Origin of the sequence: Bradyrhizobium sp. NAS80.1 (assembly GCF_001908205.1) — a bacterium.
Taxonomy (GTDB): Bacteria; Pseudomonadota; Alphaproteobacteria; order Rhizobiales; family Xanthobacteraceae; genus Bradyrhizobium.
Map to the genome: position 1 here is coordinate 14,495 of NZ_LGHL01000040.1, position 11,592 is coordinate 26,086.

Genomic DNA, 11,592 nt, shown 5'->3' on the forward strand with positions numbered 1-11,592 from the left:
GGCCGGCAGCGATTCAATCAAAATTCATCGCGTTCTTACCAGGCTTGCAACAGGCTGCCTGACGCGCACGGTGATCTTCTCCGACACGATGGGTGGCTCGAACGGATAGTGCTTCGCATCTCCCAGCACCAGCTGCAGCGTGTGTGTCCCGGGTGGAAGCTCGAGGAAGGTTTCGGTCTGCCCCGCCCCGAAATGCAGATGCGACTTGTCCTGGAGGATCGGCTCTTTGGGATCGATGGGATCGTTGACGTCGACCAGCAGGTGATGATGACCGGCGTTCTGGTAGTCGTCGCCGGCGTGGGTGACGCCCATGTTGCGCAAGCCGAACCGGACCCAGAAACCACCGCGAACCTTCTGCCCGTCATGCGGCGTGATGAAATAGAGCTTTGCGTCCTTGGGAGCGGTCTTGCCCTGCGCAAGGGCGATGCCCGGAAGCAATGCGAGCACCGCCGACAGCGCGATGCAGCGAAGGATTTTCATCAAACCTACTCCCGCACCTAAAGGACTGCGCTTAAGGACTGAGCGCGACGCGGAATCCATGCGTCGGATAACGAACATTGGTATCGTAGCCATCGCGGTTGGATGGCCTCACATATCTCGAATCGTTCTTCCAGGAGCCCGAGCGCAGCACGTGCGAGGTGCAGTCCCCGCCGGTCCATGCCGAACCGTCACCGGATGCGCCCTGATAGGTCCTGCGCCAGCAGTCCTCGACCCACTGATCGACACCACCGCCCATGTCGTGGAGGCCGAACGGATTCGGCTTGAAGCTGCCGACCTTCGCCGGCTGCTCGGCCGCGAGGTCACCGCAATCCTTGCATCCAGCCATGCCCAGCTGGAGCTTGTCGCCCCACCAATATTTGGTCTGGGTTCCACCGCGCGCGGCATATTCCCATTCGGCTTCGGTCGGAAGTCGATACGGCTTCTTCGTCGCCTGCGCGAGATAGGCCACATATTGTTGCGCGTCGGTCCAGCTTACATTGCTGATCGGCGCATCATCTTTTCCGGTGGCCGTGAAGCCGCACGCCTTTGCAGCGGCGCATTCGTTCCATTCCTGCACCGTCACCGGATATTTGCCGATCGAGAACGGCTTGACCGTGACCTGGTGGACGGGACGTTCGGTCGGATCGTCATTGCTGCCCATCGCAAAGCTGCCGCCGCGAATGGCGATCATCTCGGGTTCGCGGAGCGGCGTCGCCGCTTGTCTCGGTGCTTGAGTTGGGGCCGGAACGGGCGATGGGGACGACAACGCCGGCGAGGGGGGGCGGCTGCGGCGTTTGCGTCGCGGCTTCGCGCTGCGGAGGTTGCGGGCTTGGTGATGCGACCGGAGCGGTCGGCACGGCGGCCTGCTTGCCTACCTTGCCCGGCGGCGCCAGCAGATACCACAGCACGTTGCTGGCCATCACGAGCAGCATGATGCCCAGGAGAAAGATCAGAGTATTTTCGCGACGGCCTCGCGTCCTCCCGACCGCATCTGAGTCCGGCAGCACGCGATAGACGCGTACCGGATCGGTAATATTCTTGACCTTGCGGTCCCCGAGTGACTCGTAGCCACATACGATTTTGTGCTTGATCTGCTCGTAGATCGCGCCGGAGATGTAGACTTGGCCGGGCTCGGCGATCCCCTCGATGCGCGTGGCAATGTTGACGCCGTCGCCGTAGACGTCGTCCGGCTCCACGATGACGTCGCCGAGATTGACGCCGATCCGGTATTCGATCCGGGAGTCCTTCGGAAGCGAAGCGTTGCGGCCGATCAGATTCTGCTGGATGACGATACTGCATCTGACAGCCTCGACTGGACTGTCGAAGATCGCAATGAAGCCATCGCCCGTCGTCTTCACCAGCGTTCCATGGTGCTCGACGATGCTGGGCTGGATGAGGTCCCGCTCGATCCGCTTGACGCGAACATGCGTGCCTTCCTCGTCGGCCTGCATCAAGCGACTATAGGAAGCGATGTCACCGACAATGATTGCGGCGAGACGACGAGGCATTGAGCCGTGTGGAGGCGGCTCATCATGATTTCCGGATCTGAAGTTGCGAATTTCACCCATTGCGGGGACTCCACAAACTTGCAAAGGCGGATCAGCTTACGATTGCGAAATACAGGTGTCTGTGAAGACTATCACATTGATGAACCGCGACAATGTCATAGACATCGGCGTCGAGTTCCCGGGCAAAACCGCAGCAAGGATTGAACCTTCCTGATCCGACAGCGACTAAGGCTGGTGCGGGCTCACCTAGGAACGTGGGCCTAGGCCTGCACTGTCCGCCGCTACGATGCGCAGCATCTGCCCCAATGCCCGGGAGCTGCGTGCCGTTCTAGCTGACGGGCTCAGGCTCAGGCACGGCGCGGCCATGATATGCCAATCGCCCGGCAGTCCAATATTGCTTGCAGGTATCGAAAAGTGTTTCGGCGTCCATGGTCAGGCCGCCGGCATTGACGACCACGCCGTCCGCACCAAGCGCCTTATTCATCAGCGACAATACGCGCTTGAGAAGCCCCCCGGCGAACCGCTCTGCGACGAGGGGGTCAAGTTTGAGCACCACGATCTTCTGATTGCGTTGCTGCCAGGGCAGTATGTCCCGCACAGATCTCCAGGCGATGGTCTCGTCGGCGATCCTGGTGTCGCGAATGCCGACACGGCTGATGAAGATCACCGGCTCCCTGGAGGAGATCAACATCCAGAGTATCTTGCAGGTGGCAAGGGCGGAAAACGCCACGCCGATATAACAGGCCGCTATCTGGAACGTGGTGATGTTCTTGCCGAGGTGCCAATTGAGCGCGAGCGCGGCACACAGGAGTGTCAACAGCAGGCCGGCCGCCAGGAGCTTCAGCAGCCGCACTCGGGAATAACCAATTGCAACGTTGGGCAAGTTTTGACTGACGGACATTTCCATCACCACCGACCAATAGCAACAACCAGTGGTTTACCAAATGCCCTCCTTCAAAAGTGTTAAGATGGAACTCAAGGCAGGGTCTCGGAGAACTGCGAGGCAAGAGCAACTTGAACGCGCGGCGCCCGGCCTGCGACTAACCGCCAGTTGGCCCCCACCGTCCCGATGGGGCCGTCAACGGCTCACACGTCCGGTGCGATCATGAAGCTTGCCCTCGTCCTTCCGCTGGTCCTTGCCGCATCCATCGGCGCCGCGCGGGCCGACGAGGCTGACGACATGCGCGAGCCAACCAAGGCCGAGGCCGAGACCTTCAACGCACGCATGTACGCCGGTACGCCCGGCGACAAGGCCTATGCCTGCTTCGTCAGGCACTATGATGCAGAGCATCTGGCGCGGCACCCGAAGCAGGAGGTCGCCTCGATGAAGCTGCTGATCTCGGCGGAGTACGACAAGGAAGACAGGGAGCTCCATAACTCCTTCCGGCTCGGCTTCAGGTATCGCCACCGCAGCGGCGATTTCGACTCCAGCGGTTCGTGCGGCCACGCCGTGTTCACCAAAAACGGCAACGAGGTGCGCCTCGGTTGCGGCGTCGACTGCGAGGGCGGCGGCATCGGCGTGGCGCTCTCCAAGGACGACAAGTCGGCGATCGTGCGGCTTGCGCGGGTCAGGGTCTGGCAGAACAACAAGCCGGATAACGATGCCGAGGAGTCGCTGGTGGCGAGCGCCGACGACGGGATTTTCCGGCTCGACCGCACCGACACCAGCGAATGCGCCTCGCTGGTGACTGACCGCAAGGAACTCGCCGCGCTGCGCCACAAGTGATATGTATTCGGTGAAATCAGGCCCGATCGAAGGAGATCGCCATGAACCGCCGGAACATCCTGTGGAGCGCAGTATCGACCCTGGGCGCAGCACTCGGCGCCTCCAGCGCGAAGGCCGCTACGGAAGCCGGAGCGGGCAACAAGCTCAGGGTCGTCTACCATCTTAGCGATGCCGAGAAGGTCAATTTCGTGCTCGGCAACATCCAGAACCACATCGACGGCGTCGGCGGGCCCGACCATGTCACCATCGCGCTGGTGATCCACGGGCCGGCGCTGAAGGCGTTTCAATCGGCGCAGGCCACCCCTGACGTCAGCAAACGCGTCGGCGATTTCTCCAAGGACGGCGTCGAGCTCGCCGCCTGCGGCAACACGATGAAGGCGCAGAACGTCACGCTCACGGACCTGCTGCCCGGCTTCGTCAGCGCGGAGAAGGGAGGCGTGGTTCGCCTGGCCGAGCTCCAGTCGCAGGGCTATCTCTATCTGCGGCCCTAGGAAGCGGGCAGAGCCCGGCAGGATAGCTCCTACATCGCGCTTGACTTATCCATAACTGTGCGGTTATGAATTTAACCATAACTTATAGGTTATGGATTTCTCATGTCTGCCGCTCACGACCTCCTGTTCAGGACGCTTGCCGACCCCACCCGGCGGGCGATCTTCGAGCGGCTGTGCCGCGAGGGCGAGCAGACGGTCGGGGCACTGACGGCGCGATCAGGCGTTTCCCAGCCGGCGGTCTCAAAGCATCTCGGCGCGCTGAAGCAGGCCGGGCTGGTGCGTGATCGCCACGAGGGACGCCAGACCCATTACAGCGCGCAGCCTGGTGCGCTCAATCCGCTGATCGACTGGACCAGCCAGATGGCCGGGTTCTGGCAGAACCGGCTCGATGCTCTCAATGATCTCCTGAAGAGGATGGACCAATGACCGAAACTGCAGCCCAGACACGCTCCGTGGTCGTCGAGCGCGAGTTTTCCTTTCCGGCGGAGCGGATCTGGCGCGCGCTGACGCAGCCGCATCTGATCGAGGAATGGCTGATGAAGAACGACTTCAAGCCGGTCGTCGGTCATCGCTTCAATCTTCGCGGCGAGTGGGGCGGCGTGCTGGACTGCGAGGTGCTCACCATCGAGCCGCAACGCAGCCTCGCCTACACCTGGAATTTCTCGCATGAGGACGCGGCCTTCGATCTGAAAAGCGTGGTGACCTTCACGCTCACGCCGACGGGCGCCGGCACGCATTTGCGCGTCGAGCAAGCGGGCTTCAGCCCGACGCAGAAGCAGGCCTATGGCGGCGCGCATGCCGGCTGGAAGCAGTTTTTTGCCAAGCTGGACGAGGTGCTGGCGCGGGCAGACTAACTCCCCCCGCCGGCCGCAATTCCGATTATTCCCAGAGGAGATTCCAATGAGCTCGAACAAGTGGATCCGGCAAATTCATCGCTGGCTGTCGATCGCCTTCACGCTCGCTGTCATCGCGAACATCGTCGCCATGATCCAGCAGGTCCCGGCGACGTGGATCGGCTTCCTGGCGCTCGTGCCGCTGATTCCATTGCTGATCACCGGCCTCTATTTGTTTGCACTGCCCTATGTCAGCCGCCGCAGCGACGCGTGAAGAGGCGAGATCATGAAGAAAGCCGTAACGGCAAAAAAGAGCAGCGCGAAGGAAGTGAATGGGCCTTCGCCCTCCGGGCTGATCGACGGCCGGATCAAGGAGCTCGGCGACTGGCGCGGCGAGATGCTTAAACGGATCCGCGGCCTGATCAAGGAGGCCGACCCCGATGTCGTCGAGGAGTGGAAGTGGCGCGGCGTTCCCGTGTGGGAGCACGACGGCATCATCTGCACCGGCGAGACCTACAAGGCCGCTGTGAAGATGACGTTTGCAAAGGGCGCGGCACTGGATGACCCCACCGGCCTGTTCAATTCCAGCCTCGAAGGAAATGTGCGGCGCGCCATCGATTTCCACGAGGGTGCGAAGATCGACGAGAAGGCGTTTAAGGCGCTGATCCGCGCGGCGGTGGATTTGAACGCGTCCAAGGTCAAAAGCAAGCCTGCCAAGAAGCGCTCGACGTAAACGGCGGCGTCAGGCCGCCGCCGGGATCGGGCGCGGGCTCACGACATATTCGCGCAAGACCTTGTCGTTGGCATCGACCTCGATCAGCGAGACGTCATAGGTCCAGAGATCGGCCAGATGCTGGAGCACCCGCTTGGCGTCGGTCTCGTTTAGCTGCGAGCCCTTGATGACGTGGTGATGCAGGATCAGGCGGCGATCGCCCGAGAGATCGACGTCGACCACCTCGATATTGGCGTCGATGAAGCCGACATCGTGCTGCCGCGCCAGCTCGCGCCGGACGCGGCGGAAGCCGCGCTCGTCGTGGATGGCATCGACCCGGATGCCGGCGCGCTCCTCGGGATCGTCGTGCAGGTGGAACATGCGGAAGTGCCGCATCAGCTTCGGGCTCAGGAACTGGCCAATGAAGCTCTCGTCGCGGTAATTGGCCCAGACGTCGCGCAGCACGCCCATGACGTCGTTCCTCCCGGCGATATCGGGAAACCATTCGCGGTCCTCGTCTTCCGGCCTGGTGACGATGCGCTCGATGTCCTGCATCATGGCAAAACCGAGCGCATAGGGATTGAAGCCGGAGAAGCGCGGATCGTCGAATTCGGGCTGGAACACGACGTTGGTGTGCGACTGCAGGAATTCGAGGAAGTTGCCGTCGCTGATGCGGCCCTGCTCGTGCAGCTTGCTCAAGATGCGATAGTGAACGTAGGTCGCCGTCCCCTCATTCATCACCTTGGTCTGGCTCTGCGGATAGAAATACTGCGCGATGTGGCGGACGATGCGCAGCAGCTCGCGCTGCCAGGGCGCAAGCCGCGGTGCGCTCTTCTCCAGGAAATAGAGCAGGTTTTCCTGCGGCAGGCCGAGCAGCTTGCGGCGGCGTTCGATGCTGAGAGCGGACCGGCTCTTGGCCGCGCCCTTGGGCACGGTGCGCCAGAGATCGTTGAAGACTTCCTCCTCGTGCTGGCGGCGCCGCCCTGCCCGCTTCTCTTCGGCGCGCAAGTCCAGCTTCTTCTTGCCGGGATAGCGGTAGATGCCGTGCGACATCAGCGCGTGCGCGGCGTCCAGCGTGCGCTCGACCTCGACGCGGCCGTAGCGCTCCTCGCAGGTCGCAACGTAATTCTTGGCGAAATCGAGATAATCCAGGATGCCGTCGGCATCGGTCCACTGCTTGAACAGATAGTTGTTCTTGAAGAAGTGGTTGTGGCCGAATGCGGCGTGCGCGATCACCAGTGTCTGCATCGTCGCCGTGTTCTCTTCCATGAGGTAGGAGATGCAGGGCGAGGAGTTGATCACGATCTCATAGGCGAGTCCCATCAGGCCCTTGCGATAGGACGCCTCGTGGAACGCGAAATGCTTGCCGAAGGACCAGTGCTTGTAGAACAGGGGCATGCCGACGGAGGAGTAGGCATCCAGCATCTGCTCGGCGGTGATGACCTCGATCTGGTTCGGATAGACGTCCAGCCCGAGATCGTTCTTGGCCAGTTCCTCGCAGGCATCGGTAATGCGCTGCAAGGTGTGGAAGTCCCAATCCGCGCCCTCGAACAATCTTTCCGTCATGGAGCGGCCTTCTCCTGGGCTGTTTCGCGACGCTGGAACAGGTCGTGGAACACCGGGAAGATCTCGCTGCGCTCGCTGACCTTGCGCATCGAGAGCGGCGCGCCGCTGTTGCGCAGGCGCTCGTAGAGAGTCCAGAGCGAGGAGTCGGAGAGGTCGAAGGCGCTGCCGCCGGACTCGCCGACCTCGATATAGGCGAAGAACTGGCAGACCGGCAGGATCTTGTCGGTCAGCAGCATGCCCGTGAGCTCTCCGTCGGAATAGGAGTTGTCGCCGTCGGAAGCTTGCGCGGCGTAGATATTCCAGTCCGACGGATTGAAGCGCTCGCGCACGATCTCGTACATCGCCTGGAGCGCGCTGGAGACCAGCGTGCCACCCGACGCCGGGCCGTAAAAGAAGGTCTGCTCGTCGACCTCCTCGGCGCGATCGGTGTGGCGGATGAAGACGATCTCGACATGCTTGTAGCGGCGTTTCAGGAACACGTAGAGCAGCATGTAGAAGCGCTTGGCGAGATCCTTCATGTGCTCGGACATCGAGCCGGAGACGTCCATCAGGCAGAACATCACCGCCTGCGCCACCGGCCGCGGCACCGTCTCGAAGCGGCGGTAGCGGATGTCCAGCGGATCGATGAAGGGAATGCGCTTGGATTTGGCCTTGAGCATCTCGAGCTTTTCGACGAGCTCGGCACGCAAATCCTCGTCGGTGCAGGCAGCGATCTCGGCTTCCAGCTCCTCGATCTCGCTCTTGCGCGGACGACGGAGCGCGATGCGGCGGGCGAGCGCGAGCTGCACCGTGCGGCTCACCGAGATGTTGGCGGGCGAGCCCGACGTGGTGTAGCCGGCGCGCTGGATACCCTCGCTCTCGGTCTGCGCGATCCTGCGCTTGGCGAGATCGGGCAGCTCGAGATCGTCGAGGAAGAGGTCGACGAACTCGTCGCGGCTCAGCACAAAGCGGAAGGCGTCCTCACTGTCGCCTTCGCCTGGACCGGAATTCTTGGCGCTGCCCTGGCCGGACCGCTGGAGATAGTCGCCCTCAGTGAACTTCTTGTTCCCGGGCAGCACCATGTCGCGGGTTCCGCCTTCCCGGCGGAAGCGCGGCTCGTGCATGCCGTCGAGCGGGATCGTGACCTCACCCCCCTCCAGGACGTCCTTGATGTCGCGGTCCTGCGAGGTCTTCTTGACGGCGCCCTGCACCAGGGACTTGGCCCGACGCAAGAACCGCTGACGGTTCTCGAGGCTCTTGCCGCCTGGATTCAGGCGCCTGTCAATAATGTGAATGGCCACTTTCTCATCCGCCTTAACCGGCCTGCTTCACGCGCATGTACCATTCGACGAGCCGGCGAACCTGACGCTCGGTGTAGCCGCGCTCCACCATGCGTGCGACGAACTCGCCGTGCTTTTTCTCCGTCTCGCCGTCCTTCTTCGACCCGAAGGAGATGACCGGAAGCAGGTCCTCGACCTGAGAGAATATCCGCTTTTCGATCACGTCGCGAATCTTCTCGTAGGAGGTCCAGTTCGGGTTCTTGCCGCTGTTCTGGGCCCTTGCCCGTAACGAGAACTTGACCACCTCATTCCGGAAGTCCTTCGGGTTGGCGATGCCGGCCGGCTTCTCGATCTTGGTCAGCTCCTGGTTCAACAATTCGCGATCGAGCAGCTGGCCGGTGTCGGGATCCTTGAAGTCCTGATCCTCGATCCACGCATCTGCATAGTCGACGTATCGGTCGAAAAGGTTCTGACCGTAGTCGGTGTAGGATTCCAGATAGGCCTTCTGGATCTCATTGCCGATGAATTCGGCGTAGCGCGGCGCGAGTTCCGCCTTGATGAACTCGAGATAGCGCTTCTCGGTTTCCTCAGGCAGCTGTTCGCGGCGGATCGCCTGTTCCAGCGCGTACATGAGGTGAACGGCGTCGGCGGCGACTTCCTGCGGATCGTGGTTGAAGGTCGCAGCCAGGATCTTGAAGGCAAAGCGCGTGGAGACGCCGTCCATACCCTCGTCGACGCCGGCGGCATCCCGATATTCCTGGACGCTGCGCGCCTTCGGATCGGATTCCTTCAGGCTTTCACCGTCGTACACCCGCATCTTGCCGAACAGGGTGGAGTTCTCGTGCCTGCGCAGGCGCGACATCACCGAGAAACGAGCCATCGTCTCCAGCGTCGACGGCGCGCACGGCGCCGACGCCAGCTCGGAGCCCTGGATCAGCTTCTCGTAGATCTTCTGCTCCTCGGTGACCCGCAGCACGTACGGCACCTTGATCACGCAGATGCGGTCGATGAAGGCCTCGTTGTTCTTGTTGGACTTGAAGCTCGTCCACTCGGCCTCGTTGGAGTGCGCCAGGATGGTGCCGGTGAAGGGGATCGCACCGATATTCTCGGTGCCGATATAGTTGCCCTCCTGCGTCGCCGTGAGCAGCGGATGCAGCATCTTGATCGGCGCCTTGAACATCTCGACGAATTCGAGGATGCCCTGGTTGGCGCGGTTGAGGCCGCCCGAATAGCTGTAGGCATCGGGATCGTTCTGCGCATAGGTCTCGAGCTTGCGGATATCGACCTTGCCGACCAGCGAGGAGATGTCCTGGTTGTTCTCGTCGCCGGGCTCGGTCTTGGAGACTGCGATCTGGCGCAGCCGCGACGGCTGAATCTTGGCGACGCGGAATTGTGAGATGTCGCCGCCAAAGGCTTCGAGCCGCTTGTAGCACCACGGGCTCATCAGACCGGTGAGACGGCGGCGCGGAATGCCGTACTTCTCTTCCAGTATCGGCCCAAGTTGCTCAGGTTCGAACAGGCTGAGCGGGCTTTCGAACACCGGACTCAATTCATCGCCGGCCTTGAGCACGTAGATCGGTTGCACTTCCATCAGCGACTTGAGCCGCTCGGCGAGCGAGGATTTGCCGCCACCGACCGGGCCGAGCAGATAGAGGATCTGCTTGCGCTCTTCGAGGCCCTGCGCCGCGTGGCGGAAGAAACCGACGATGCGCTCGATGGTTTCCTCCATGCCGTAGAAGCCGGCGAAGGCCGGATAGGTGCGGATCGTGCGGTTCAAAAAAATACGGCCAAGGCGTGGGTCCTTGGCCGTGTCAATCGTTTGAGGCTCACCAATCGCCGCTAGCAGTCGTTCGGCCGCATTCGCGTATTTCATGGGATCGCTTCGACACGATTCCAGATATTCCGCCATCGACATGTCGTGCTGGCTTCTCGCCTCGAACGACCGAGCGAAAGCGTTGAACAGAGAATCGTTGTACATGATCCCTCTCCGCGTGAGTTCCCGCTACAAGCTGAAACGAAAGCAGTTACTGGACCGTTCCTCAGGCCGCTTCGAATCAGCGTGAGCACATGACGATCATTGGACACCCTGGTGCCAACTCGACGCAACGCACAACGTAGGCACTCGTTGAGTTACGAACAGGCACATGCCTGTTATTTGTGCGAATCTATATCTATCTTCGCTCATTTCCAGAAAATGTCACTTGGTCGCAACATCCGGGCAATACCGGAGACCGTGTCCATCCGGCACTGCAGCATAGCGACCTGCCAGCGGCAAACTTATGACGCTTGTACGGCGAAGCCTTGCGTGCCCCGTTCATCTTCCTGCTGCAATGCAGTGCGTGGATGGCTTGCAGCATGGCAATCGCGGCACGCGCGCAGCAGTGTGTCAAAATCGGTCGCCAGCCCCTCGGAGCGAATGAGGACGCGATCAGCCTGCGCGCAGCGCGAGGCGGCGCGGATGCAGGAGAGCTGGCGCTGCAAGGCCGGAGTCGGCGTCAGCACGATCATCATGTGCCCGCGGTCGTCTTCAGCGGAAATCTCCGCAATCGAGTCCCACAACAGAAATTCATTGCCGATGCGGAGATCACGGATGCCGTAGGGGGTGACGATCACCACTGGTCCCCGTTCAGCGGGCAGCGTCCAGATCCGGCCGGTCAGCAGGCCGAACACCACGACGCCGGCATAGCCGACCGTCGGATCGTAGATGCCGAGACCCTTCCACCAGTCGAAGGCAAGGGTTGCACTCAGCAGCGTCATCACGAAGCCCGCCGCGACCAGCAGCCGCAGAGGGGGCCTACATGGATTGATTTCGAGATCGTGGGTCGCATCGACGCATACGGCCGGCGCGGCCGCTTGCGGGCTGTCGGCGACGGCGGCCATCCGCCCGTCACGATGTGGGTGCATGCTGTCCCCCAAGCATGGCCATTCGCGACCAAGCCACGATTCATCACGCAGACCGGAATCCGCTGATGACACTCCGCGCAGCCATTAGCTGACAATCACAAAGCGGCCGACGT

12 protein-coding genes and 1 pseudogene are annotated in these 11,592 nt (G+C 61.8%); 6 read left to right on the plus strand and 7 right to left on the minus strand.

The features are described from left to right. Positions 1-24: 24 nt before the first annotated feature. The 3 genes and pseudogenes from AC629_RS09965 to AC629_RS09975 all read right to left on the minus strand — a co-directional run bounded on the left by AC629_RS09965 (position 25) and on the right by AC629_RS09975 (position 2,889). Positions 25-480: a DUF4399 domain-containing protein gene (locus tag AC629_RS09965; RefSeq protein WP_084804624.1), complete on the minus strand. Its 456-nt coding sequence runs from the start codon at positions 478-480 to the stop codon at positions 25-27. A gap of 31 nt (positions 481-511) precedes the next feature. Next, positions 512-2,048 (minus strand): annotated as a pseudogene (locus tag AC629_RS09970) (SUMF1/EgtB/PvdO family nonheme iron enzyme). Positions 2,049-2,316: 268 nt separating this feature from the next. After that, positions 2,317-2,889, minus strand: coding sequence for an STM3941 family protein (locus tag AC629_RS09975; RefSeq protein ID WP_084804647.1), 573 nt, complete (start codon positions 2,887-2,889; stop codon positions 2,317-2,319). A 204-nt stretch (positions 2,890-3,093) separates the two neighbouring features. Here AC629_RS09975 and AC629_RS09980 point away from each other — a divergent pair, with 204 nt between their 5' ends. From AC629_RS09980 to AC629_RS10005, 6 genes are all read left to right on the plus strand, one after another. After that, positions 3,094-3,714, plus strand: a complete 621-nt coding sequence (locus AC629_RS09980) for a hypothetical protein (RefSeq protein ID WP_084804625.1) — start codon at positions 3,094-3,096, stop codon at positions 3,712-3,714. Positions 3,715-3,755: 41 nt separating this feature from the next. After that, the gene (locus AC629_RS09985) at positions 3,756-4,205 is read left to right on the plus strand and encodes a DsrE family protein (protein ID WP_084804626.1); all 450 of its coding nucleotides are present in this window, start codon (positions 3,756-3,758) and stop codon (positions 4,203-4,205) included. Between the two features lie 102 nt (positions 4,206-4,307). Beyond that, positions 4,308-4,631: an ArsR/SmtB family transcription factor gene (locus tag AC629_RS09990; protein ID WP_084804627.1), complete on the plus strand. Its 324-nt coding sequence runs from the start codon at positions 4,308-4,310 to the stop codon at positions 4,629-4,631. Continuing rightward, positions 4,628-5,059 carry an SRPBCC family protein gene (locus tag AC629_RS09995; RefSeq protein ID WP_084804628.1) on the plus strand — a complete coding sequence of 144 codons (432 nt, stop codon included), beginning with the start codon at positions 4,628-4,630 and terminating at the stop codon, positions 5,057-5,059. Before AC629_RS09990 ends, AC629_RS09995 begins: the two co-directional genes overlap by 4 nt. Positions 5,060-5,105: 46 nt before the next feature. Next, positions 5,106-5,312 carry a hypothetical protein gene (locus AC629_RS10000; protein ID WP_084804629.1) on the plus strand — a complete coding sequence of 69 codons (207 nt, stop codon included), beginning with the start codon at positions 5,106-5,108 and terminating at the stop codon, positions 5,310-5,312. A 12-nt stretch (positions 5,313-5,324) separates the two neighbouring features. Continuing rightward, complete coding sequence (locus tag AC629_RS10005; RefSeq protein ID WP_084804630.1) at positions 5,325-5,771, plus strand: DUF1801 domain-containing protein; 447 nt, start codon at positions 5,325-5,327, stop codon at positions 5,769-5,771. A gap of 9 nt (positions 5,772-5,780) precedes the next feature. On the opposite strand, the gene AC629_RS10010 is transcribed toward AC629_RS10005, so the two are convergent. The 4 genes from AC629_RS10010 to AC629_RS10025 form a co-directional block, all read right to left on the minus strand. Continuing rightward, positions 5,781-7,316: a SpoVR family protein gene (locus AC629_RS10010; protein ID WP_084804631.1), complete on the minus strand. Its 1,536-nt coding sequence runs from the start codon at positions 7,314-7,316 to the stop codon at positions 5,781-5,783. Then, entirely contained in the window at positions 7,313-8,590 is a 1,278-nt protein-coding gene (locus AC629_RS10015) for a YeaH/YhbH family protein (RefSeq protein WP_210419013.1), read from the minus strand. Before AC629_RS10015 ends, AC629_RS10010 begins: the two co-directional genes overlap by 4 nt. A gap of 19 nt (positions 8,591-8,609) precedes the next feature. After that, positions 8,610-10,553, minus strand: coding sequence for a PrkA family serine protein kinase (locus AC629_RS10020; protein WP_084804633.1), 1,944 nt, complete (start codon positions 10,551-10,553; stop codon positions 8,610-8,612). 299 nt (positions 10,554-10,852) lie between these two features. Beyond that, positions 10,853-11,479: a hypothetical protein gene (locus AC629_RS10025; RefSeq protein WP_084804634.1), complete on the minus strand. Its 627-nt coding sequence runs from the start codon at positions 11,477-11,479 to the stop codon at positions 10,853-10,855. Positions 11,480-11,592 lie beyond the last annotated feature (113 nt).